Source organism: Ferrimonas lipolytica (genome assembly GCF_012295575.1).
Classification (GTDB): Bacteria; Pseudomonadota; Gammaproteobacteria; order Enterobacterales; family Shewanellaceae; genus Ferrimonas; species Ferrimonas lipolytica.
Genome location: NZ_CP051180.1, coordinates 1,218,778 through 1,243,125, shown reverse-complemented (window position 1 = coordinate 1,243,125; position 24,348 = coordinate 1,218,778). Strand labels below are relative to the sequence as shown.

Below are 24,348 nucleotides of genomic sequence, written 5' to 3'. Positions count from 1 at the left end.
ACAGCTAACTACGACACAGCCTAAAAGCCCCAATGAGCAATCATTGAGGCTTGTTGTTGGCCGAATAGCTGTGGCTATAACTCACCGTAATTATGGCTTTTACCACACTCCGACAGCAAACCGATGTCATTGCTCATACATTGGTAGAATGCACGAACCTCACCGCTAGAGTACTTACACTCTGACTCAGATATCCGATAGCCGATCTGCTGTAAGGTCTCATTCATACTTAGATAGTTCGATTTCGGCAAGTAACCTTTTTTGTAGTTTTTGCTATTGATGAAAATCATCTTCTGTAATGACTTAGTCGCGTTATTAGCGGCGATCTTACAGTTAAGGCCATCATCTGGAATCATCGGTTTTTTGTTAACCTTCGCTGCTTTTGCTTTGGCAACAGCCACCTGTTTTTTCTTCGGTTCTTGTTTCTTAAACTTAGGTTTGGGTTGCGCTTTCGCTGCGAAGGTTGGTGGCGCTTGCTGGGTCAAAGCGGTCACCGCCGTTTCTGGCTCAGACGTGGGTTTCACCTTGGCAACAATGGCTTTCGCCGCCGGCGTCTTTTCAGCTTCCACTATTGCCAATTCCGCTTGTTTACGGTTGGCTGCTTGTGCCGCCTCAAGCTTCGCCGTTGCCAGTCGAGCGGCCTCTAGCGCCGCCGCTTCAGCGGCCTTGGCTCGCTCCAACAGCGCCATCATCTCCGCCCGTGCAGCCTCCAGCTCTGCCGCTGCCTTAGCTTCAGCTTGAGCGATTCGTTTCGCTTCCGCCTGTTGCTGTGCCTCTTGCGTTTGCTTAGCCAATAATTGGGCTTCTGCTTTTGCCTTAGCTTCCGCCTCAGCCTTAGCTTTCAATTGGGCTAACGCCAGCGCATCCGCCTCTGCTTTGGCCTTTGCTTGCGCTTTTGCCAACGCCTTAGCTTCCGCCTTTGCCTTTGCTTCAGCCAACACTTCCGCTTTAGCCTGCGCTTTAAGCTCCGCCAGCAGTCTGGCTTGCTCTTGCGCTTTAATCGTAGCCAATACCTCCGCTTCGGCTTTCGCTTTCGCTTTTGCTATCAGCAACGCGTCCGCTGCTGCCTTGGCTTTCTCTTCTGCTAACGCTTGTTGTTTGGCCGCTTCCGCAGCGGCTTTTTCGGCCGCAGTTGGTTTATCTTCTGGTTGGGAGATGGTACGAGTCTTAACGACTTTAAACTGCTTTTGTTTCTCTGCCCGTTCAACGCTCAAGGTCGTTACTGCATCAGCACGCTTCTTGTGCTGATTGCCATCCTTAACAACCAAACCATTGCCGCGGTGTTCCAATTGATCGGATTTATGTTTCTTCGGTGGCTTTTTGTCTGAATAATGCACTTTGCCATTGCTGTCTACCCACCTATATAGGGCGGAGTCTACCGGCAAAGCTATCAGCATTAACGCTAACAGCGGTATTGCTCGCATCTGTCTCTCCTTGACCACCGCTACTCAATCCATCGTCATTCCATCATTGGTGCCCTGCTGAACTGCTCAACAAAACCCTCCAACGAACGTCGTTAACAATTTTGATACATTGATCCACTTTAACCAAGTCACATAGATAATCAAATCACCATGGTAATTAAATTCAAATATTCTAGTTAGTTAGCGTTAATGTTGCGGTTTAACTCAATGGCAAACGACGGTTTTGCGACAGTAGCGTCGACAGTCGCGTCATGTTGCAGATATAAATATTATCGTTTCGATAAACGTTGACACATCTAACCAAAGTTCGGGGAAAGTTCAATATTGAACGCCAAGCTAATATGGTTTGTTACCCTACGGTTTATTTGCCCCTAGAATTTGAGTACAAAAAGGGCTGTGTACCAATTAAGTGTTGTTGCTCTTTCTAATACAGTTAAAGCACCAGCTAGGCGAGTTGCGATACCAAGGGTTAAGCACTGCCTTCGTTGATCTTCTGCCGCATTGGAGCAGTTCAGCGAAGCGCTTTGGACTGCGACCTAAGGTAAGGGGGATTCCAAACGGGCGAAGCTCCCCCTAATGCATACAAGAATGTGCCGTCGCTACCGCGACGTCGTCTCCTAAAAGCACCGAAATCGGTGAAGCCGAAGGCTTAAGATAAACTTCAACAGCTAACTACGACACAGCCCAAAAAAAGCCGCTGACTGACGTCAACGGCTTGATAGCAATACAGCGATCTTATTTGGCGCGTTTGGCAATCCACTCTAACCACAAATCCATGCCTTCACCGCTGGTTGCAGATAAACAAATTACCTCAATTGATGGATTAACCTTGCGCGCATTGGCGATGCAAGCAGGAAGATCGAAATTGAGGTGTGGCAGTAGATCGATCTTGTTTATTAGCATTAGCTCTGAAGCAGCAAACATCTCCGGGTATTTCAGTGGTTTGTCTTCACCTTCAGTAACCGACAAAATGGCGACCTTACAAGCCTCACCTAAATCAAAGGCGGCAGGACAAACCAAGTTGCCAACGTTCTCAATAAACAGCACGCCACCGGCTGGCATCTCTAGCTGATGGTATGCCTTATGGATCATCGCTGCATCCAAGTGACAGCCTTTGCCGGTGTTGACCTGAATCGCCTTAACGCCCGTTGCACGAATACGTTCCGCGTCGTTACTGGTTTCTTGATCGCCCTCAATTACGGCCATCTCAGTTGAGTCTTTCAGTAACTTCAAGGTTTCAGTGAGTGTGGTGGTTTTACCAGAGCCGGGGCTTGAAACGAGGTTCATTACAAACACATTGTCACGTACAAAGTGGGCACGATTGTGATCGGCAATATCGTTATTTTTGCCTAGAATATCTTGCTCAATCTGGACCATACGATGTTGCGACATTCCCGGCGCATGTGCGTGTGCAGGGCCGTTGCCGTAATGCAGATCGTCATTGGTTTGAGTTGGTTCAAAGGTTTCAATAAATTGTTGCTTTACTTCGCCATGGTGGTGCTGATGAGCGTGATCGCTCGCATGACTGTGCCCATGTGGCTGCTCTGAAGAACCCGCAGCAACATGATAATGAATATGGTGGTGCACATCGCCACTGTGATGATAGTGGTGATGAATCGCTACTGGTTGGCTTTCGACATCATTGCTGTGCTGGCTCTGATGTTGGTGCGCATGGTTATGATGACTATGGCCGTGTTGGTGGCCATGGTCATGGTGATCGTGGCTGTGGTGTTCATCATGGTGATGATGGCCATGTTCACCTTCAACTCGGGTTTCGCCTTCTGCGCAACCGCATACTGTACACATCTATTCTAACTCCATCGATTTCACTTGCATTTGCGTACCGTCGATTACCGTTAATTGGTAACCATCGCAGCGGGGGCAAGGGTTTCCCTGTTTACTTAATGGCACTTGAGCACAGCAATTGAAACAAAAGGCACTACCGGACACTGGGTGGTATTCCAGAATTGCGCCATGTGCGATGGTGCCGTTCGACACCACCTCAAAGCCAAACTCCAGTGCCTCTTTTTCAACTCCGGCAAGTTCACCAAGGCTTAAGATAACCTTGGTGACCTTATTTCCGTGGCCTTTGCTTTGGGTTTCGACAATTTGCATTATCCCCTCAGCAAGAGACATCTCATGCATCGTCGAGCCCTTCTAAGTACTCAACCTCAATTTCGACACAGGGGGCGTGCGATTGCAGCCATACAGTCAGACCACGACGCCAATCGTGACTATCAACCACCTCTTGCCCAATCAAGGAGCGACTCACACTCTCAAGGGTGGCAACGGTTGGGATATCGATTGAGTAGAAACCCGCAAGTCCATCAACCCACTGACAGCGGTGACACAGATTACCCCGTGCCGCTGCAACAACACCTGGCTCGTGCAGTGGCGACGCTACCTCATCAGGGTGAGTAGCCCAAGCCGCAGCGTGCCACCATTCAACCCATAGCGCTTCAAAGCGGTCACCAAGGGAGACTTCGCCCATGTGCAAGCGGTGAGCAGGACCAGACTCAAGCTCTTTGATGTTGACGGTTTCGGTGTGGAAGCGCTTTTCCCAATCGTGTTTAGCAATCTCTTCTAGCAACGGCTCATACACCAGCTTCAACCACTGGTCACGCCAATCGGCTAGATCGGGAATGCTGATAGGCTCTACCACGGCGTAAGGTTGGAACCGCTTGCTGTCCATTTCACTGCGCAGTGACGCAAGCTCTTGGCGCCACTGATTAAGTAGATCCATGCGTTCGTCGCTGTGTGGCAGGATGTGATGAGCACTGCGCCACATTTGCCAGCTATGCTCATTGACCCATTCGAGCCATAACGCTTGGGCTCGAGCGGCTTGAGTTGAAGGAGCAACCGGCTCGTCCACCTCAAGTAACGATACTGCAGCCCAGCGCTGGGCTTCAGCACATTGGCTGTAAATTAACTTTAATCGAGCGTTTACCTGCTCGAAATCCATCCCATCTAACAATGCTGCTACGTTCGGCAGTTCAATTTGAGGGTGGCATTCTGCGATACGGCCTTGCTCTACACGTAGTTGAACAAAAGCGCGTGGTAGTGTCACGGATGGTGTCATGCCATTCCTCCTTGTTGATGCTGAGCCCAAGCCACTGCGGCCTGGCCCAGAGATAACCCACCATCGTTGGCGGGTATCTGATGATGAGACAATGGCTCCAGTTCCAATCGGCGTAATCCGTCAACCAACAAACTGTGCAGTAGCTGGTTTTGCATCACACCGCCAGATAAAACCACGGTACTCACGTGTAATCGTTTAGCCTGAGTTGCTACTGCGCCAAGTAAGCACAGTGCAAGCTGCTGGTGAAACAATAGAGCAACTTGGCTAGCTGGAACGCCGTTACAGATCTCAGTCAGCAACATTGACCATATCGGTGTTAGCTCAATGTGATCTGTTTCAACAATTAACGGCAAATGTGGTTGATTATCGACCGCCTGCCACGCGAGTGATTCCAGTGACATCGCGGCTTCGCCTTCAAAAGTTATCGATTCAAACTTGTCAGTTAACAACGCCGCCGCTGCATCGAACAAGCGTCCGGCACTGGATGCTTTAGGACTGTTTATTCCTGCTTGCAGCCCCTTACGTAATAGCGCCAGCGGTTTTTGCTGCAAACGTTGCAGCACTGGCAGGTCAATGCTTTGCCAGTTACTAACGTTACTTTCTAATTGAACCAATAAGTTACGCCAAGGCTGTTGGGCAGCAAGTTCACCACCAAGCAAGGCCATCGGCGCAATGCCATCAAGCCGAGTCACCTTAGTGTAATCGCCATACAGCAATTCGCCGCCCCAAAGCTGGTGTTCAGTGTCGTTACCACCCCACCCTAGTCCGTCCAAAACTAAGGCCAACATCGGTTTACTACCCAGTGCTATCTGGTTATCGACCATACATGCCGCCATATGAGCATGATGATGACCGACTGCCGTTATTTTCGACTGTTGCTTGGCGATAGCAAAACTGTGATAGCTCGGATGAGGATCGCAGCTATATAGCGTCGGCTTTACATCAAACAGTTTCGCAAACAGCGACAGATTGTGTTGATACGCGTCGCGCAACTGCAAGTCAGACAGATCACCTAAGTGCGGCGACAACAACGCCTGTCCTCGTTTGAGGTAACAGAAGGTATTTTTTAGATCTGCGCCATAGGCCAAAATATTGTCTGCTTGCTCAAAACCGGCCGGCAGCCCGATTGGCGTTGGTACAAATCCGCGCGCTCGGCGCAGCACTATTGGCTGGTTGTCATCTACCCGAACGATGGAATCGTCGACACGGTTAACGATGGCTCGATTGTGTTGCAGCAGCAGATCGGCAATAGTGCCTAGCTCTACCACCGCTTGGGCATCATCGATTACCGGTGGTTTGCCTGAGGCATTGCCAGAGGTCATTACCAGCGGTCGTTCAAATCCGCTAAAGATAAGATGCTGGAGCGGATTTGATGGCAACATCATGCCAACACGATGCATCGATGGCGCCACATTCGCCGCTAGATTGTCAATGTTGTTGCGTTTTAGCAGCACAATCGGCGCAGCACCACTTTGTAGTTGTTGCTGTTCTAGCGCTGTTACCATCGCGTAGTTTGCAATAACGGTTAGGTCCCGTGCCATCAGCGCAAATGGTTTGGTTGGCCGATGCTTATTACGACGTAATCGTTCCACCGCAGCTTGATTGGTGGCATCAACCGCCAGGTGATAGCCACCCAATCCCTTTATCGCCACGATTTGGCCAGCTTCGAGTGCGGCAATGGTTTGTGCCAAGGCAAGTTGCTCACTCGCAACTACCTCACCGTGGTTATTAACTAGGGTCAGTTTCGGACCACAGGTGGCACAAGCATTGGGCTGGGCATGAAAACGCCTGTCAGCCGGATGGTCATACTCTTGCTGGCATTCAGGGCACAGCGGAAATGCCCCCATTGAGGTGTAAGGGCGGTCATAAGGTACGGCTTTAATAATTGAAAAGCGCGGGCCACAGTGAGTGCAGTTGGTAAATGGGTAGCCAACACGACGATCGGCGGGGTTGCGGATCTCAGCGATACAAGCTGTGCAGGTCGCGGTATCGGGGGCAATACGAGTGTTGACCTGCCCCCCTTGGGATTGGGTAATGACAAATTCGGTCGGAACAACGGTGAACAGGTATGGGTTAATCTCGCTGCTATCGATTCGTGCCAAAGGTGGCAGACGCTCAACCATTAATGAAACAAAAGCGACGGCATCAACCGGTTCAAGTAGCTTGATTAATACCCCCTCGCTGTCGTTAAGCACTTCACCTAACAGGGCGAGTTCGTTGGCCAGTTGCCAAATAAAGGGGCGAAACCCCACCCCTTGAACCTGACCACGAACCCGTATGACATAGCCATTATGACTAGACGCCGGGATCATATTAGATCTCCCCTTGTTCCATTTTGGTTACGATCTCTTGGTACAACTCTAAGCTACTTAGAGCCGCTTCCTTTTCCATCTTATTTAACGCAAAACCGTTATTGATCAAGATGTAGTCCCCCAACGCCAATGGCTCCAAAATGGTATGCACGCTAACATGACGGATCTTGCCCATGGTATCGATAGTGGCGATATCTTGCTCATTATCGAGCTCAATGATCTTTGACGGGATAGCAAAACACATCGGCTACGCCTCCTCCGCAATTCGCGCAGAGGACGGCGCTGTGCCGATCTTATTGGCACTTACAAACAGGGCCCCTAACGCGAGATTATTGCCAGCCAAATCGAGCGGCTGTGGCAGCTTCAGCGTTACGTTGCGACCCAAGCGCAAACGGATCTGTTGCAGCAAAATGGGGTTATCAAATTCATCACCAGCCAGCACAATAGTGTTGAGACCGATATCTTTATCAAACTGTTCAATCCAGTTGCCGACGAAATCTGCAAAGGAGTCGATAACCCCAAACGCGATGCCTTGTGGCGTATCCGGTGACGCCAAGCGGTAGCTCATACAAGCTTGCAGTACTGGCAGCCAGTTAACCACAATGCCCTCTTCATCGATTTCAAGTTTGTAATCCAAGCGCGGTGACACCAGCTGTTCATGTCCTAACGCGGTCGCCAGTAGTTGCTCCGCCGCTAGCTCCGCATCGTTACTGCAGTCTAACTCAAGCAGCCATGCCACCATCGCCATAATGCCTGATAGGTTGCCGCGTACGCGACGGTGATTCGTGCCGGTTAACTGGGCCAGCCAATCGCCGTGCTGGTGTTGATAACGCGTCAACAACCGCTCAGCGGTATCGCTGGTTTCGACCAACTTAGTTAACAGATCAGCGGGATTGTTATCGGCATAAGGTAAACGCATCAGCCACTCGCGCTCACCATTGGCATTTTTGTAGATCAGACCTGACTGATGATGACGGCTGAGGTACAGCACCGCGGTTGAATCACTAAAACGTTGCTGTTGTTGCAAGCCTTCCAGCGCGTAATGCGCAGCTAACTGCGGATCAACTGCTTGGCTTAATGCAGTGCGGCTAAGGTAGGCATGGCCATCGTCATAGCGTGCTTCAAATTCGCCGACGATGGCTCGATGCTGTACCGGTTCTCGCACTGGTAACGGCTTCAGTTCCTGATCGCCCTGCATTGCTGCTGGGCCATCGATCCATTGAGAAATAAGTAATGGTCGATAGTCGCTGTCCGAGCCAACGGCAACTATCCCCTGTTGCGCCAACATCGCAGCCAACGCCAACGAGATCCGATCATCGGCTAAATGGCAGTTGTACAGCGGACGCGCCAATTGATGTTGCTCAGTAAACTCTGGCCGCGGTTGTAAGCGCAGTTGCGGCTTTTCTTGGCTTGAGAGCATCAACACACCGGAGTTATCGATGTAAAGCGCACTATTTAGCGCTTGTGGATCGCAAAACATCAGGCTACTCGTGTGCTTATCCAAGTTGTTAAGTAACGTTAACGAGCGGCGGCCATTGCGATTGTCGTAGCTTACCTGGCCAAACTCCAACAACGTTTCCAATAAACCGTGCACATCAACAAAACCATCGGCCTTGGTACCACAGTGACTGCAATCGTCCGCTTGCTTATCTTGGCAATGGCGACAATAGGCTACCGGCGTGAGTGCCACCGGCAACGGCCTTGCCTCGCCAGTGAACTCTTCAATTACAACGGTGTTGGTTGCAGTTACCCAACAGGACAATGGAAAGGTCGAAGCGAGCAGATCCGCTAAAGGTTCCAGTTCCGCAACCTCGCCTTCCGCTTCGATAAAGTAACCCTTATCGTCGGCATAAATGGCTTTAACATGCGGATGCTGCAGAAATTGGTTACACAGCTTGGCGTAGTGGCCGACCGGACGAACGGTGGCAAAAGAGAATCGTAACTTCATGGTGACACTCAGCTGTTAGACGGAGGCGTGGGCGATAGCTTGGATATCTGGTTCAGCTTGTTGAGTGCAGGTCATTCCTAAACTACTCAAGTGCTTACACAGCGTATCTTCCATCGCAGGAACCGCATCAATAATTGATTGCGTAAGAGCAAAGCTCATCGCTTCGAGCACTTCTGGGATTACGCCCAGTACGTATGTGGTTGGACGGTCACCAACCATGTCCATCATTGCTAAGGTGTGGAGCATCTCAACTTCATGGGCACTGCCTTGAAAGTCGATGTGGTTTGGTACCTTGTCAAAATCAAAGAAAAACGCATCGCCAATCTTTCCCGTATTAGAGTTAACCGTGTCACAGATAATGACGTGGTCGTATTTGGCAATGGTTGGAATAAGAGCTTGGGCTAAGGTTCCGCCGTCGACGAAGTCCACTTGGGCTTCGCCGGACAGCTGATATTTGGCTTGGAAGTACTTGGCAAAATGTACGCCGATGCCCTCATCGGCGTACAGTACGTTGCCAATCCCAAGAATCAGGATTTTTTGCGGCATTTCAGGTCCTTAATGGTCCTTGTCGTTTTTCATTGGGTGGTAGTCGTAACCAGAAATAATCGAATCAACCGAGTTATGACGGAAGCGAATACCTGACCATACCGCCATGTACACATGGATTACGATAAAGACAACAAACACCCAAGTCAGAATGTGGTGGATTTCACGAACTGGCGCTAAACCACCAAACATCACGACTACCCACTCAGAGAATGGCATGAAGAATGCACCAACCCCGTCGTGGTAGACATGGGAGTGCAGTGCGATGCCTGTTACGCACATCACTACAATCACTAAGGTGGTTGCTAGGTAAGTCATGTATTGCAGCGGACCGTAGATCCCCTTCTTATGTAACTTACCCACCCATACGTAGGACAATAACTGCTTCACCCAGCTGTCTACGCTTATTACGTCCCCCCAAGAGCGACGTTCAATATCGCTCTTCGAAAAGAAGTACAGGTAAGCGCGGATAACCGTAATGGCACACAACACAAATCCGAAGATCAGGTGCGCCATGCGGAACCAACCTTGCTGCAAGTTATCGGAACCACCGTAAGGGGTCAGAAACGGCCAAGCAATGTAGAAACCGGTGGCTACTAGCACAACGATCGCTAATGCCCGTAGCCAGTGAAATATCCGAATTGCAGGACTAAATACATAGTCGCGCGAATGCGGTAGATGGTCGGTTTCAGGAATCATAATGGACCTCCTTAAGCACCAGCTTTAATGGTGTACTCACCCAGATCGGTGCCTTTGAAATCCATTACGTGTACGGCACAAGCCATACAAGGGTCGAAGGAGTGGATCACGCGGATCACTTCCAGCGGCTTGGTTGGATCTTCCAGCTTCATTCCGATCAAGCTCAGCTCGTATGGGCCCTTCTTACCAGCGGCGTCCATTGGACCTGAGTTCCATGTGGTTGGCACCACGGCTTGATAGTTTTCAACCACGCCATTTTTGATGCGTACCCAGTGGCTCAACATGCCACGTGGTGCCTCAATCATAGAGTGACCCTTGTACTCTTTACTTGGGTCCATGACTGGCTCAACGTAGGTTGCTTCGTCAGCTAACAGGTTGGTGATCAGCGCATTGAGGGTTTCATCAACAGAGTCAGCAACCAACTTGGTTTGCAGCAAACGACCAGCGGTTCGACCCAAAGTGGTGAACAACGCTTCGATTGGCAGACCAGTCAGCTCTAACAAGCCATTAACTGCATCAACAACCGCTTTGTTGCCTTTACCGTAGTTCACCAATAAACAAGCCAATGGCCCTACTTCTACTGGTTCGCCGTTGTAACGTGGCGATTTAACCCATGAGTATTTGCCCTTCTCATCTAACGTTGGCAGCTCACCGTAAACGGTGTCACGTTTGATCATACCGGTGTAGTTAGGATCAGTGGTACCGTCGTACGGGTGTTGTGCATCGTTAGCGTCATACCACGAGTGGGTAACGTCTTCTTTGATAGCATTTGGATCGATTGGCTGAATGTTGGCCAAGTCACCATTCATGATCACGCCGCCTTCAAACAGGTACTTACCGTTACCGAGCGCGAAATCTTGAGTAGCTAAGAAGTTCTTAACACCAACACCACCAAGGACAGAGCCTTCGCTCTTAAATGCTTCTGCCGCCATAACAACATCAGGCACATAAGCGCGGTTAATGAAGTCGGTTACGATGCCGTGTTTGTGCTTAAACTCTTGCAGACGAGCTGGTGAGAGCATGTCTCGAACGGAGGTAACACCACCAACAACCAGTGATTGTGGGTGTGGCATTTTGCCGCCAAAGATCGCCATCATTTCAGCAGCGACACGCTGCACTTCGAGTGCCTTCAGATAATGAGATACGGCAATCAAATTCTGCTCTGGCGACAACTTGTAGGTCTGGTTGCCCCAGTATGCGTTAGCAAAAGGACCTAACTTACCAGTCGATACCAACTTAGCAACACGCTCCTGAGTTGCGCGTAAGTCACCTTCACCAGCCGCGATTGGCTTGTCGGTGTACTTCATTGCAACTTGAGCTGCCTTGGCTGGATCGGCGCTGAGTGCAGAGACTACGTCTACCCAGTCCAGTGCATGCAGATGGTAGAAGTGAACTACGTGGTCGTGCATGTACAGCGCTTGCTGCATCAAGGTACGCAATAGTTCAGCGTTCTTGGGGATTTTTACATCCAATGCATCTTCTACCGCTTCGATACCCGCCCGGTAATGAGAGAAGGTACATACGCCACAGATACGCTGTACCAATAGGCCCGCATCCATTGGGGTACGGCCTTTCATGATGGTTTCGATGCCGCGCCATAAAGTGGAGGCGGTCCACGCATCGGTAATCACATTGTTTTCGTCTACTTCGACTTCCACCCGCAGGTGGCCTTCGATACGAGTGATTGGGTCAACTACAACGCGCTTGCTCATTTGCTAGCCTCTTCCTTTTTGGTAACAACAACACTGGCGACGGCATGGGCGCCAAGACCTAACGCTGACAACCCTAGGATTGCTCCACCGATCTTGTCGGCAGTCATGTCGAGGCTATGCAGCTCGCGACGCCCCAGCGGCTTTTCAAAGTCAGCCATCGAATCCCAGAAGTTCGGCTCAGAACAGCCGATACAACCGTGACCAGCCAATACCGGCCAAGAAACGTGGTGATTAAAGCGTTCAGTAGGACAGTTGTTATAGGTGTATGGGCCTTTACAGCCAACCTTGTACAAGCAGTAACCGTCTTTCGCTCCTTGGTCACCGAAGGTTTCCACAAACTCACCGGCATCAAACCGGCCGCGACGTTCACAGTTGTCATGCACTCGTGCGCCATAAGCCCACTTTGGACGACCGAACATGTCCAGCGCAGGTAAGCGGCCAAACATGATGAAGTACATCACCGTGCCAACGATGTTCTTTTCGCTTGGTGGACAGCCACCTAAGTTAACCACTGGCTGGTGAATGACTTCCTCAACCCCTTTAGCTTCGGTTGGGTTAGGCGCAGCCGCCTGAACACCACCAAATGCCGCGCAGGTTCCAACCGATACAATCGCCGCCGCGCCAGCAGCCGCTTCTTCGATGATGTGTAAACCGGTATGGCCTTTACAGCCAACTGTTAGGAATTGGCCATCATTTGCTGTCGGCACGGCGCCTTCGACCGCTAAGATGTACTGGCCTTTATAGGCAGTCATCGCGTGCTCGAGGTTTTCTTCTGCCTGCCAGCCTGCTGCTGCCATTAGAGTTTCGTGGTACTCCAGTGACACATGATCAAAGATCAAGGCGTCGATGCTTGGGGTATCGGCACGGATCAGTGACTCAGAGCAGCCGGTACATTCAGCGAGGTGCAACCAGATCAGCGGTACGCGATCGGCGATCTCTGCTGCTTCAGCAACCATTGGGGCAAACTGCAGTGGAAGACCCAAAGCAGCTGCAGTGGTGGCACTCCATTTCATGAAGTCACGGCGGCTAACGCCATCCTGCTCCATGCGAGTGTCTAATGATTTTTCTTTTAGGGGAGCTTGTGCCTTCAACTCATCTATTCGAGTGCGGCATGTCGCCATCAGGGCATCATATTTAGCCAAAATCCATTCCTCCGTTAGAATTTTTGCGCGACCAGTTAACGCTTGATAAAGCGCCAACCTATCCATGCGACTGCTGCAACTGCCACAATTGGCATAAGATCACTGGCGTGGTGGAATAAGCCGAATGCGCCGTGGCCTTCGTGGGCTGATGCCGTCAATGGAAGCAAGCTGGCTGATAGGGCCAAAATTACTCGTTGCATGTGTACCTCGTTGTTCACTTTTGGTGTCGTTCTAAGCCGTTTGCAATCAGCCGAGCAACACAATAGTTACCGAGCAAATAGACAAAGGCGGATAATATTTACTGATTAGGATGGCGATTTGAATTCGAAATTATTTCTCTGCCAAATATAATCAGAAGCAGTACTAAGGCATGAGATGAATAAATTTCAAAACCAAATTCAAAGCTTCCAAAGTAGCTTAACTAACGTTTATAGAGTCTTTTTATTGGCATTAAAACAATCGTATCAATGTTGTCGTTAACATCTTGATTGAGATCAATATTTTGTTGCGCAACGAGTGATTCTGATCACATCAACACAAAATCACTTGAAAGGATTAATCGCTAATCACAACAAAATTTGCGAGCACCCAAGATCGCAAAAACCTTACCAACTACAAATATAGGCAATTTAAAACAACAACTTAAAGCAAACAAAGCCATTTACACATTCACTATCCATGTTTGTTTTAGGCGAAAGTTACTTCTCGCCCGACCAAATTTTAAGCAGCAAAAAACAACCAATTTAAGATTAATTTAACTACACTTAAGTTGGCACTTGCCACTTTGACCCTTATTGTTTTTTTCTTTGGACAATTTGTCTCAATTAAAATCGCCCCTGCCGCAACAAAATAACACCAGCCTATTAACACTCATTGTAATGACGACAATAATCCAAACGGTTTAACCTTTTATAAGGCGGGATTACGCCATTGAAATAATAATTGGCACGAATGACATTCAGCGCCGCAATTGGGTGGGTCATATTGTCTAAAGGGGTACCAATATAATTACTAACAAATAATTAAGGATAAACTTAGTTGGCAACAAGGCAGCACCAACGCATATTTAAGCAGAATTTATGTTGTCAATTGGGGCGCCGTGCCGCCACGATAGCCATTTTCGCCGTAGACTTAAGACAAATCACCACATAGCTATCGGTGTTGTGGCACGCCGACGCCACACAAATGGAAACCAGAGCCGAAATCAATTAGCGCCAGTAACGTAGATTACGTGACCATATTTGCACTATTCTCGTCATCAGATATGTCGCCCAATAATCAGCGGATTAATCTAATGACCACACCGAACAATGTATTGCTCTTAATGGCGCACCCCAATTTACGCCACTCGGAAATCAACTTACCCTTGTTCCAACAAGCGCAAAAAATTCCCGGGGTAACAGCCATCGATCTGTATGCCCACTATCCACGTTTCAACATCGACATCGAAGCTGAACAACAACGGCTGCAACAGCACGACACTATACTGTTCCAGTTCCCACTGTACTGGTACTCGGTGCCATCGTTGCTTAAAGAGTGGATGGATCTTGTTTTCGAGTACGGCTTTGCCTACGGCAGTGAGGGTACTGCCTTACACGGCAAGCGTTTTGGTTGTGTGATTTCCGCAGGCGGCAAGAAGGACGCTTATTGCGACAAAGGCATCAATCATTTCTCTATCGAAGAGTTGCTGCGGCCATTAGAGCAAACCGCCAGCCTAACAGGGATGATCTATCAACAACCTCTGACCCTATTTGGTGCTCGGACTGCTGCTGAAGATGGTAGTTTGGAGCGGCACTTAGAAAACTGCCAACAACATCTGCAATTGTTCATCAAGGAGCCAGCCAAATGACCGGTTACCTATTACAAGCCTTTATCTATTTAATTGCCGCCGTTATTGCCGTGCCCGTTGCTCGCAGGTTAGGACTTGGCTCGGTACTTGGCTACCTGATTGCTGGCGTGATCATTGGACCAGTAATCGGCTTAGTTGGCGATGAAACTATAGCAATTCAACACTTTGCCGAGTTTGGCGTCGTGATGATGCTGTTCCTCGTCGGCCTCGAATTAGAACCGAAGATGCTATGGGGCATGCGCCATAAGCTTATCGGGCTAGGTGGCTTGCAGGTTGGCCTAACCACCGCTGCGGTTACCTTTATAGCAATGAAATTAGGCCAACGCTGGGAAGTAGCCTTAACCATCGGCTTGCTGTTTTCACTGTCATCAACCGCAATTGTACTGCAAACCTTCAGTGAAAAAGGGTTAGCGCGAACCGACGGTGGCAAAAGCGCCTTCTCGGTGCTGCTGTTGCAGGATATTGCGGTTATTCCAATGCTGGCTTTTATCCCTTTACTGGCTATTCCAGAATTGGTCGCCGCCGGCGAAGCGTTAGCGCAAAGTGCCGAACATCATGACGAGCTAAGCCTTGTTGCAGGGCTTGCCCCTTGGGCTTATGTCGCCATTATTGCTTCAAGCATCGTCGCCGTCATCGCAGCTGGACACTATCTTACCCGCCCACTAATGCGCTTTGTTGCCGCTGCTGGGGTTCGCGAACTCTTTACCGCTACGGCGTTGATGTTGGTTATCGGCGTAGCTGCATTAATGAGCCTAGTCGGCCTATCACCGGCTCTGGGCACCTTCCTTGCAGGGGTAGTGTTGGCTAACAGTGAATTTCGCCACGAACTGGAGTCCAATATTGGTCCGTTCAAAGGGCTGCTATTGGGGTTGTTCTTTATTACTGTTGGTGCCGGCATCAATTTTTCCGTGCTGGCAGATCAGTTCATTACCATTGTGTCGTTAACGGCGGGGTTAATGCTGTTAAAGGGCGGCGTGTTGTTTCTGTTGGCGCAGATCTTTCGCATTAAGAAAGCCAATGGTTGGTTATTTACCTTAAGTCTCGCTCAAGCCGGTGAGTTTGGCTTTGTGTTGCTGTCATTTGGCTCCCAGAATCACGTTTTGGCCGCGCCACTAGTTGAAACATTGAGCTTGGTTGTGGCGCTGTCAATGTTCTTAACCCCAACCCTATTCATCCTATATGACAAGGTCATTCTACCTCGGTACCAGCAAACCAGTAACGACCAAGAAGCCGATGTGATTGACGATCATGGTGCGGTTATCATCGCCGGTATTGGCCGCTTTGGTCAGATAGTTAACCGGTTACTGGTCAACAATAACATTCCTACGGTGGTGGTTGACCACCAAGCGGAACAGGTTGAACTGATGCGCCAAATTAATACTAAAGCCTACTTTGGTGATGCAACTCAACCGGAGCTATTGCATACCGCTGGCATCGAACACGCCAAGGCATTCGTTATCGCTATCGATAACCGCGATGAAGCCGTTGAATTAACCGCCTACCTACGCCATACCTACCCGAAACTCACTATTTTGGCTCGCGCATTTGACCGTGGCCACTCCTATCTATTAAGACAGGCTGGCGCAAACGTAATTGAAAGCGAAACCTTCCATAGTGCGCTCGAACTCGGTGCTGCAACTATGCGTGAGGTAGGGGAGCATCCATTTTATGTCGAACAACAAAAAGCCACCTACATGGATGTGGAGCGACGCAGCTCTGACATGATGTACCAAGGTTGGTCAGAAGTAGATGGCGATCGTCGTTACGACAACAACTATCGTAAGCTGTTCATGGAACTGGAAGATAACATCAGAAAGGCTATGCAGGCCGATCGGCAGCATCATCTGAGCAAATCTGACCGCGCCTGGACGCCACCACCAAAAGACTACGCTGATAAGTTAGACAACTAGTAGTGCAATAACACTGGCCGAGCTGAAATTGATTTCAGCTCAGCCAGTTTGGCTAATAACAACTTCATCAACCCAGGCGCATTGCCATTGAGCTAAAAGTAGAGGCTGTGTACCAACTAAGTGTTGTTCTTTCCAATGCTGATAAAGCACCGCAATCGGTAGAGCCGAAGGCTTGATATAAACCTCAACACTTAACTGTGACACAACCAAAGTAAATATCGTTTGCACTACTGTGGTTGCTGTTCTAATCGCGGCTTTAAGATTTTATGAAAAAACATGCTACTAATATCCACTAACGGTGCCGCTCCCAAGGATGGGTATTCCTTCAACATCGCTTCGGTCATAGCTGCTTGATCAATATTCTCGTCTGAATTAACAATTCGTTCAGCCGTCTCTAAATACTGCTGCTGCTGGGTAATAGCATCAGCGTCAGCCTCAGCGGGGAAGCCGTGGCCAATAAATAAACGCCAATCTGAATAGTGAGTCTGCAAGTAGTTAAGCTGTGTTTGCCAACTGCTAAAGTCCAATTTGGCAAAAAACGCATGGGCATTGTTTGACAACAGATCTTGGACAAACGCTACCTTGTACTGCGGCAAGCGAACAATGGTCTGATAATCAGCCTCGGCATCTTTAACCAACTCAAATTCAAATTTAATGCCATCGATGGTGGTTGCCGAGGTAATAACGTTGTCAACATGGGCCGGGGTGGCGGTAACCCGCTCACCAAACTCTTTACGGCGCACCTTAATAAACATATTTGCTTTCGCTTCGAGTTCCTTGGCTATCTCCGCTTGGGCATATATTGGCGTCTCGGCAAACATCTCCAAACCAAACCAGTGATCTGGATGTTGATGAGAAAGATAGACTCGGTCGAGCGGCTTGCCTAAGCCATCCACATAACCACGCAACTGCTTGGCATAATCACGAAAAAACTGGCCGTCAATCATAATCAATCGATTAGGCGTCTCAATAATATGGCTGTTAACCAATTCACTCTCTTCCGGAGCAGTGAAACTATGGATAGTTAACTGTTTATCCAGTTCAGTGATACTAACGTGGCCCAGCATTTGGCTCGATTGCGCCGCTACCGAAGCGCTACTAACGACCACTAACACGGCTCCGATACGAGCCAACAAGCGATTAAAAGACAACATGATTTTTCCTTTTCGATGCTTCAACGTCAGTTACGCTAAGCATGCTGTGGTGCCAATGATGCTGAGCAGTATGCAATATTCGCCTGACGCTGATTATCCTAAGAAATACAGAGTAATTGTTCCTTAAAAGGAGCAAATCGATATATATGAATGATTGCTGGCGGCTAAAAGCAACAGGGCGAGCACGGTCACCATTGACTGCTTGGTGACGATGGCAAGTTATGTCTGTCTGAGCACGGCATCTTGCACATTCAATCAATCCACAACGCCACTTTACACTGCTGTCACCACATACCGTCCTGCTCGCTCAGGAGCGAATTTAGACCAAATATTTGGGCTGTGTACCAATTAACTGTTGCTCTTTCCAATGCTGTTAAAGCACTGACTAGGCGAGTCGCGATACCAAGGGTAACGCACTACCGCTATTGATCTTCTGCCGCATTGGAGCAGTTCAGCGAAGCGCTTTGGACTGCGACCTAAGGCAAGGAGGATTCCAAAGGGGGCGAAGCTCCCCCTAATGCATACAAGAATGTGCCGTCGCCACCGCGACATCCTCCTCTAAAAGCACCGCAATCGGTGAAGTCGAAGGCTTAAGATAAGCTTCAACAGCTAACTGCGACACAGCCAATATTTGTATTGCCCACGAGACTGTTTCGTTATGTCAACTTTAGGGCCTATAGCCCTAAATTTGATGAGACCCGACTCCCACGGGGTGAATCTCATTCAATTTAGCGGATAGTTATCAAATCGTTAAGGTAAAAACCAATTGTTAAATCAAAGTTTATGTATTTGTTAACTTTTTGCCTGACAACTGTAGTAGCATGGAGACTTTGGAGGGACCCACATTATGCATATACGCAATTCAATTCGAGCTGTTACTGCTTTACCGTTTTTTGTCATCGCAGGCTATGTCACACCAGCCTTAGCAGCTGATACACCAGTCGCGGCAGTGACCGTTGCTACTGCTACAATGCGTGAAGTTACTCCAAGTACCGGCTTTAGCGGCCGAGTCGAAGCGGTCAATACCGTTTCACTTAAAGCCCGTGTCGCCGGTTACTTAGAGGGTATTCACTATATTGAAGGGGCTGAGGTTGAAGCGGGACAACTGCTTTTTTCGATTGAAAAAGGCCAATATCAAGCGCAAGTAGATGCCATTAAAGGGTCTATCACTAGCTTGGACGGCACCACTAAGTTGGCCGCGGTAGAGAAAAAGCGTTTCGCCAAACTGCTTAAAACCAACGTCGCCTCCCAAGATGACTTTGATAAGGCAAACGCCGCCTTAATTGAAGCAACAGGTAGTATGCAGAGCCAGCAAGCCAATTTACAAAAGGCTGAGCTCGACTTAAGTTACACCGATATCTCCGCACCAGTTGCCGGTAGAATCAGCCGTTCCGCTTATGATCCCGGCGATTACCTCAACCCGCTTAGTGGCGATTTGGCCACCATCGTTAGCCAAGATCCTATCTATGTAACCTTTCCGGTAACCCAATTAGAACTATTACAAATCCGTAAAGAGTCCAGTGCAATTGACTCATCTAAAGTCGCAGTAAAAGTCGAGATGGCTGATGGCACGGAGTACGACCAAACCGGGGTTATTAACTATATTGACGTAACCTCTAATCCTAGCACCGACACCACTTTAGTTAGAGCTGAGTTTCCCAATCCACAAGGGTTACTGGTCGACCAACAACTGGTCAATGTGAAGGTAGAAAGCACTAATGCCGAGCTCAAATTGATGGTGCCGCAGCGCTCTATTCAGCTTGATCAAGTCGGCTCCTACGTGATGATGGTGGATGGTAGCAATATCGTCCAACAGCAACGAATCACAACCGGCACTGTGATTGGAACCAACGTGGTGATTCTAAAAGGCCTTAACGAAGGCGATAAGGTCATTATTGCCGGTATTCAAAAGGTTCGCCCTGGCGTTACCGTTAACCCGACCACCGTAACCGCGGACTGAGGCTGAACTCTATGTCGTTCTCTGATACGTTTATCGACCGTCCTCGCTTTGCCATCGTCATCTCATTGGTATTGGCTATTGCAGGTATGGTCTCGCTTGACCGATTGTCGGTATCGCAATTCCCAGACATCGTCCCACCGCAGGTGGAGGTAGTTGCCTATTATCCTGGGGCAAGTGCCGAGGTTATCGAAGCTACTGTCGCCCAGACTATCGAATCGCAAGTAATCGGTGTCGATAACCTGCTCTATATGAAATCAAACAGCGGTAGCGACGGCAGTTACTACCTAACAGTATCGTTTGAGGTAGGTACTGATCCCGACATCAACACCGTTAACACCAAAAACAAAGTCGATTTAGCGATGGCGTTATTGCCCAGTGAGGTAACACAGCTTGGGGTCGACACTAAGAAGAAATCTTCGGCACTATTACAAACCATCCCTATCTACTCTCCAAATGGTGAGTTCGATACGCTGTTCTTAAGTAACTACGCCAACATCAACATCATCGATGAATTAAAGCGTCTTAATGGCGTGGGTGATGTGCAGCTGTTCGGTTTGAGCTACAGCATGAGGATCTGGCTCAACACCGACAAGATGACTCAGCTTAAGCTGACCAATAACGATGTTATTGCCGCCCTGCAAGCGCAAAACCTGCAAGCCGCAGTAGGTCGTATTGGTGCTCAACCAATGACCTCAGATCAAGAGTTTCAGCTAACTATTAACACCAAGGGCCGCTTAAGTACCCCAGAAGAGTTTGAAAACGTTGTTATTCGCGCCAACCCAGACGGCTCCTTTATCCGCTTAGGCCAAATTGGTCGCGCTGAAATTGGCGCTGAGATTGCCGATGCCTATAGCCGCTATAACGGTGGCCCAACCGCACTAATTGGCATATTTAAATCTCCAGGTTCAAACGCCATCGACGCCGCCGATAATGTGGTGGCCAAAATGACTGAACTGTCCGAACGCTTCCCAGAAGGGGTAGAGTTCACCGTTGATTACGACACAACCAGCTTCGTCAAATCGAGTATTGAAGCGGTTAAACACACTCTATTTGAAGCACTCATCTTAGTTGTCATCGTCGTTTATCTGTTCCTCGGTAATTTCCGCGCCACCTTAATCCCGATCGTTGCCGTACCGGTATCCATTATCGGTGCCTTTATTGTTATGGGGGCGATGGGTTTCTCTGCTAATACCGTGTCATTACTGGCGTTGGTGGTCGCCATCGGTATCGTCGTTGATGACGCCATTATCGTGGTTGAAAACGTTGAACACATTATGGAGACAGAGCCCGAGCTAACTCCGGTTCAGGCAGCAAAGAAAGCGATGAGTCAAATCACCGCGCCTATCATTGCGGTTACTTCAGTGCTGTTAGCGGTATTTGTGCCAGTAGCATTTATTCCAGGCATCACTGGTCAAATGTTTCAGCAATTCGCAGTGGCGGTTTCTGCCTCGATGGTAATTTCAGCCATTAATGCTTTAACGCTTAGCCCTGCGCTGTGTGCAATCCTATTGAAGCCACATAAGCCTGAAGACGGTGAGAAGTACAACGTCGTTGTTCGTAAGGTAATGGGCGGAATCGACAAAACCCGAGATGGTTACGTATCGATAGTTAGGCGCTTGGTTCGAGTTTCAATGCTGAGTTTACCGGCGCTGGCGTTTATTTTCTTCAGTATCTATACCACTGGCAATATGGTTCCGACCGGCTTCCTGCCCGATGAAGACCAAGGGGTATTCTTAGTTGAGGTGCAGCTGCCAGAAGGTTCGTCGGTTAACCGAACTGCCGAGGTAGTTAAGCAAGCCGAAGCGTTAATGCTAGAAACCGATGGTATCCGCAGCTTCGGTACGGTAATTGGTTTCAGTATCATCGATAATCAAGCCAAGTCGAATTCCGCGTTTTTTGCTGCCACATTAGATCCCTATGAGGAGCGAACAACCGAAGAACTAAGCTTGTATGGTATTCTTGGTAACCTGCAAAGTAAGTTTGCAATGATTCCTGATGCCAATATCTTCGCCTTTAACATCCCGCCGATTATCGGCTTAGGCACAGGTTCAGGCTTTGAGTACCAGCTCAAGGATCTGCAAGGGCGACCGCCGGTTGAATTGGCAGCCGTAGGCCGTGGATTGGTGATGTCTGGCAACCAAAGTCCTGAACTCGCCGGGCTATTTACCACCTACACCGCTGAAACGCCGCAGGTTTATCTAGACATTGACCGAGATAAAACCCAAACGTTAGGGGTAAACATTGCTGATGTATTTTTAGCACTGCAGGCCACACTTGGCGGCGTTTACGTTAACGATTTCAATATGTTCGGCCGTACCTGGCAGGTGAATATTCAAGGCGAAATGGAAGACCGTAATGAGTTTGACGACCTTTACCGAATCCACGTACGCAACAACAAAGGCGAAATGGTGCCGTTGCGAGCAGTAGCAACCCCATCGCTGAGCTTGAGTCCACAATCAATCGTGCGTTACAACAACAGCCGTAGTATCACCATTAACGGTGGCCCAGCAGAAGGCGTTTCCTCCGGCGATGCACTTATTGCAATGGAAGAGTTATCTGCAGCTACGCTACCGGCAGGTTACGACTTTGAATGGACAACCAACGCCTTGCAAGAGAAACGTGCCGCTGGACAGATGGCACCGATCCTTATCTTTGCACTGGTGTTTGTCTATCTATTCTTGGTCGCTCTATACGAAAGCTGGAGCATTCCAGCGGTGGTTATCTTATCGGTATCGGTTGCCATTTTAGGCGCTTTAGTTACCTTGTTAATCACCGGACTTGAACTCAATATGTACGCTCAAATTGGTATTGTGGTGTTGATAGCACTGTCAGCCAAGAACGCCATCTTGATTGTAGAGTTCTCCAAAGAACGGCGTGAAGCGGGTGAATCCATTCTCGATGCAGCCGCTGAAGGGGCTAAGTTACGTTTTCGTGCAGTAATGATGACGAGCTTCGCCTTTATCGCCGGCTTGATCCCGCTCATCATTGCCGATGGCGCTGGTATGCTCAGTCGTCGTGGGGTTGGTACAGCAGTATTTGGCGGTATGCTTGCCTCCGCAGTTATCGCTATTTTTATCATCCCACCGCTGTACGTAGTATTTCAGCGCTTAAGAGAAAACCTACATACACGGTTAGGCAATGCCCCGCTCGAAGTGACTGCAGAGCAGGTAAACAAGGCGGATTAACCTTTCCTGTTCAAATGGCAACACCCATTACAGGGCGCTACTCGGTAGCGCCCTTTTTATTGGCTGTGTCGTAGTTAGCTGTTGAAGTTTATCTTAAAGCTTTCGGCTTCATCGATTTCGATGCTTTTAGGAGACTATGTCGCGGTGGCGACGGCACATTCTTGTATGCATTAGCGGGGAGCTTCGCCCGCTTTGGAATCCCCCTTTGCCTTAGGTCGCAGTCCAAAGCGCTTCGCTGCACTGCTCCAATGCAGCTGCAGATCAACGACGGTAGTGCTTTCCCTTTGTATCAACACTCACCTAGCCGGTGCTTTAACAACATTGGAAACAACAACACTTAGTTGGTACACAGCCTTTTTATTACGATGGTATTGATGGTATTGATGGTATTGGGCTTATACCCTTGCCAGTTACTCTTGCTCAAAGCAAACGACTAACCACCCAAAGCAGTTAGCTGCCGTGAGAGCGTTGGCCAAGTTAATTACTGATAATAAACAATATTTTTATTTATCAATGACTTCGTACTAGTATGTAAATCTAAAGATAGCCGTTTCAAATCAACGGGTGTTAGCGTTGTGGCCGCCATTTCAACTAGTAGTAGTAACAATGAAAATAACATGCAACAGTCCCCTTGCGATCACGCTTAGCACGAGTGCCGCTACGTTCGATGCAACCATCATCAACTGGTTCGACAACCAAGTATCAACAGTTTAACGCCACAGGAACAGCATTATGGAAAGTGAGCGACTGCGTTTTGCCCCACCTTCACTCCAGCATCAGCCATTAATGCTGGCTGCCATAATTGAAAGTCAGCTTGAGCTAAGTCAGTTCTTGCCGTGGGTTAGCTCGGCGCTTACTGAGCAGGAGTCTGTTGCGAGCATGAAACAAGCGATAGATGACTTCGCCAATTATCAAAATGAGCTGCGTTTCTCACTCTTTGAGAAAGAGTCCGACGAGTTTATTGGCGCCATTGGCCTGTTCATCCGCGATAAATCGGTGCCCTACTTTGAGATTGGTTACTGGCTACGCACCGCTTACGTTGGCCACGGTTACATAACCGAAGCGGTTAACACCATCGAGCATCACACCTTCGTTGAACTAGATGCCGAGCGAATCGAGATAAGAACCGACGTTAACAACGATAAAAGCCGGGCGGTGGCTATCCGCTGCGGTTACCAGTTTGAGGGAATCCACTACTGCGATCATCGCTTACCCAACGGCGATTTAAGTGACACTGCGGTTTATGCCAAGACACGATAAAATCGACGGGGTTCCCCTTTAAGCAGACACTTCAGCACGCAGTACTAGATCAATATTCGACCAGGCGAACTGACCAGCGTGAAGCGCCTATTGGAACCAATAACGTTATCGACTCCGGCTGCAATGCTTGCCACAGCGGGCCAATGCTATCAGGTAATGATATTGGCT

At 49.0% G+C, this 24,348-nt stretch carries 18 protein-coding genes; 5 read left to right on the top strand and 13 right to left on the bottom strand.

Annotation, left to right across the window (positions count from 1 at the left end; all coding sequences use genetic code 11):
- Positions 1-74 precede the first annotated feature (74 nt).
- From HER31_RS05890 to HER31_RS05835, 12 genes are all read right to left on the bottom strand, one after another.
- Positions 75-1,424, bottom strand: a complete 1,350-nt coding sequence (locus tag HER31_RS05890; protein ID WP_168659694.1) for a DUF4124 domain-containing protein — start codon at positions 1,422-1,424, stop codon at positions 75-77.
- Between the two features lie 735 nt (positions 1,425-2,159).
- Positions 2,160-3,230 carry a hydrogenase nickel incorporation protein HypB gene (hypB, locus tag HER31_RS05885; protein ID WP_168659693.1) on the bottom strand — a complete coding sequence of 357 codons (1,071 nt, stop codon included), beginning with the start codon at positions 3,228-3,230 and terminating at the stop codon, positions 2,160-2,162.
- Complete coding sequence (gene hypA, locus HER31_RS05880) at positions 3,231-3,569, bottom strand: hydrogenase maturation nickel metallochaperone HypA (protein ID WP_168659692.1); 339 nt, start codon at positions 3,567-3,569, stop codon at positions 3,231-3,233.
- On the bottom strand, positions 3,562-4,503 hold the full coding sequence (locus tag HER31_RS05875; protein ID WP_168659691.1) for a hypothetical protein: 942 nt from the start codon (positions 4,501-4,503) through the stop codon (positions 3,562-3,564). The genes hypA and HER31_RS05875 overlap by 8 nt, the downstream gene beginning before the upstream one ends.
- Complete coding sequence (hypF, locus tag HER31_RS05870) at positions 4,500-6,815, bottom strand: carbamoyltransferase HypF (RefSeq protein ID WP_168659690.1); 2,316 nt, start codon at positions 6,813-6,815, stop codon at positions 4,500-4,502. The genes HER31_RS05875 and hypF overlap by 4 nt, the downstream gene beginning before the upstream one ends.
- 1 nt (position 6,816) lies before the next feature.
- On the bottom strand, positions 6,817-7,059 hold the full coding sequence (locus HER31_RS05865; protein ID WP_168659689.1) for a HypC/HybG/HupF family hydrogenase formation chaperone: 243 nt from the start codon (positions 7,057-7,059) through the stop codon (positions 6,817-6,819).
- Between the two features lie 3 nt (positions 7,060-7,062).
- Positions 7,063-8,763, bottom strand: coding sequence for a Kae1-like domain-containing protein (locus tag HER31_RS05860; RefSeq protein WP_168659688.1), 1,701 nt, complete (start codon positions 8,761-8,763; stop codon positions 7,063-7,065).
- A gap of 15 nt (positions 8,764-8,778) precedes the next feature.
- Positions 8,779-9,309 (bottom strand): HyaD/HybD family hydrogenase maturation endopeptidase, encoded by a 531-nt coding sequence (locus HER31_RS05855; protein WP_168659687.1) that lies wholly within the window; start codon positions 9,307-9,309, stop codon positions 8,779-8,781.
- A gap of 9 nt (positions 9,310-9,318) precedes the next feature.
- A complete protein-coding gene (gene cybH, locus HER31_RS05850) occupies positions 9,319-10,008 on the bottom strand; it encodes a Ni/Fe-hydrogenase, b-type cytochrome subunit (RefSeq protein WP_168659686.1) in 690 nt (229 codons plus the stop codon).
- Positions 10,009-10,019: 11 nt separating this feature from the next.
- A complete protein-coding gene (locus HER31_RS05845; protein WP_168659685.1) occupies positions 10,020-11,720 on the bottom strand; it encodes a nickel-dependent hydrogenase large subunit in 1,701 nt (566 codons plus the stop codon).
- A complete protein-coding gene (locus HER31_RS05840) occupies positions 11,717-12,862 on the bottom strand; it encodes a hydrogenase small subunit (protein ID WP_420811007.1) in 1,146 nt (381 codons plus the stop codon). The genes HER31_RS05845 and HER31_RS05840 overlap by 4 nt, the downstream gene beginning before the upstream one ends.
- Positions 12,863-12,897: 35 nt before the next feature.
- Entirely contained in the window at positions 12,898-13,062 is a 165-nt protein-coding gene (locus HER31_RS05835) for a hypothetical protein (RefSeq protein WP_168659684.1), read from the bottom strand.
- Positions 13,063-14,093: 1,031 nt separating this feature from the next.
- Here HER31_RS05835 and HER31_RS05830 point away from each other — a divergent pair.
- On the top strand, positions 14,094-14,711 hold the full coding sequence (locus tag HER31_RS05830; RefSeq protein ID WP_338030615.1) for an NAD(P)H-dependent oxidoreductase: 618 nt from the start codon (positions 14,094-14,096) through the stop codon (positions 14,709-14,711).
- Positions 14,708-16,621 carry a monovalent cation:proton antiporter-2 (CPA2) family protein gene (locus tag HER31_RS05825; RefSeq protein WP_168659683.1) on the top strand — a complete coding sequence of 638 codons (1,914 nt, stop codon included), beginning with the start codon at positions 14,708-14,710 and terminating at the stop codon, positions 16,619-16,621. Before HER31_RS05830 ends, HER31_RS05825 begins: the two co-directional genes overlap by 4 nt.
- Positions 16,622-16,848: 227 nt before the next feature.
- Here HER31_RS05825 and HER31_RS05820 read toward each other — a convergent pair whose 3' ends face one another.
- Entirely contained in the window at positions 16,849-17,775 is a 927-nt protein-coding gene (locus HER31_RS05820; RefSeq protein WP_168659682.1) for an MBL fold metallo-hydrolase, read from the bottom strand.
- Between the two features lie 847 nt (positions 17,776-18,622).
- On the opposite strand from HER31_RS05820, the gene HER31_RS05815 reads away from it, so the two are divergent.
- The 3 genes from HER31_RS05815 (at position 18,623) to HER31_RS05805 (ending at position 24,180) form a co-directional block, all read left to right on the top strand.
- A complete protein-coding gene (locus HER31_RS05815; RefSeq protein ID WP_168659681.1) occupies positions 18,623-19,735 on the top strand; it encodes an efflux RND transporter periplasmic adaptor subunit in 1,113 nt (370 codons plus the stop codon).
- Between the two features lie 11 nt (positions 19,736-19,746).
- On the top strand, positions 19,747-22,920 hold the full coding sequence (locus HER31_RS05810; RefSeq protein WP_168659680.1) for an efflux RND transporter permease subunit: 3,174 nt from the start codon (positions 19,747-19,749) through the stop codon (positions 22,918-22,920).
- A gap of 732 nt (positions 22,921-23,652) precedes the next feature.
- Positions 23,653-24,180 carry a GNAT family N-acetyltransferase gene (locus tag HER31_RS05805; protein ID WP_168659679.1) on the top strand — a complete coding sequence of 176 codons (528 nt, stop codon included), beginning with the start codon at positions 23,653-23,655 and terminating at the stop codon, positions 24,178-24,180.
- Positions 24,181-24,348: the final 168 nt, after the last annotated feature.

Excerpts from the sequence above, each read along its gene's own strand:
- HER31_RS05890 (WP_168659694.1), bottom strand. The coding sequence starts at position 1,424 with ATGCGAGCAATACCGCTGTTAGCGTTAATGCTGATAGCTTTGCCGGTA.
- hypB (WP_168659693.1), bottom strand. The coding sequence starts at position 3,230 with ATGTGTACAGTATGCGGTTGCGCAGAAGGCGAAACCCGAGTTGAAGGT.
- hypA (WP_168659692.1), bottom strand. The coding sequence starts at position 3,569 with ATGCATGAGATGTCTCTTGCTGAGGGGATAATGCAAATTGTCGAAACC.
- HER31_RS05875 (WP_168659691.1), bottom strand. The coding sequence starts at position 4,503 with ATGACACCATCCGTGACACTACCACGCGCTTTTGTTCAACTACGTGTA.
- hypF (WP_168659690.1), bottom strand. The coding sequence starts at position 6,815 with ATGATCCCGGCGTCTAGTCATAATGGCTATGTCATACGGGTTCGTGGT.
- HER31_RS05865 (WP_168659689.1), bottom strand. The coding sequence starts at position 7,059 with ATGTGTTTTGCTATCCCGTCAAAGATCATTGAGCTCGATAATGAGCAA.
- HER31_RS05860 (WP_168659688.1), bottom strand. The coding sequence starts at position 8,763 with ATGAAGTTACGATTCTCTTTTGCCACCGTTCGTCCGGTCGGCCACTAC.
- HER31_RS05855 (WP_168659687.1), bottom strand. The coding sequence starts at position 9,309 with ATGCCGCAAAAAATCCTGATTCTTGGGATTGGCAACGTACTGTACGCC.
- cybH (WP_168659686.1), bottom strand. The coding sequence starts at position 10,008 with ATGATTCCTGAAACCGACCATCTACCGCATTCGCGCGACTATGTATTT.
- HER31_RS05845 (WP_168659685.1), bottom strand. The coding sequence starts at position 11,720 with ATGAGCAAGCGCGTTGTAGTTGACCCAATCACTCGTATCGAAGGCCAC.
- HER31_RS05835 (WP_168659684.1), bottom strand. The coding sequence starts at position 13,062 with ATGCAACGAGTAATTTTGGCCCTATCAGCCAGCTTGCTTCCATTGACG.
- HER31_RS05825 (WP_168659683.1), top strand. The coding sequence starts at position 14,708 with ATGACCGGTTACCTATTACAAGCCTTTATCTATTTAATTGCCGCCGTT.
- HER31_RS05820 (WP_168659682.1), bottom strand. The coding sequence starts at position 17,775 with ATGTTGTCTTTTAATCGCTTGTTGGCTCGTATCGGAGCCGTGTTAGTG.
- HER31_RS05815 (WP_168659681.1), top strand. The coding sequence starts at position 18,623 with ATGCATATACGCAATTCAATTCGAGCTGTTACTGCTTTACCGTTTTTT.
- HER31_RS05810 (WP_168659680.1), top strand. The coding sequence starts at position 19,747 with ATGTCGTTCTCTGATACGTTTATCGACCGTCCTCGCTTTGCCATCGTC.
- HER31_RS05805 (WP_168659679.1), top strand. The coding sequence starts at position 23,653 with ATGGAAAGTGAGCGACTGCGTTTTGCCCCACCTTCACTCCAGCATCAG.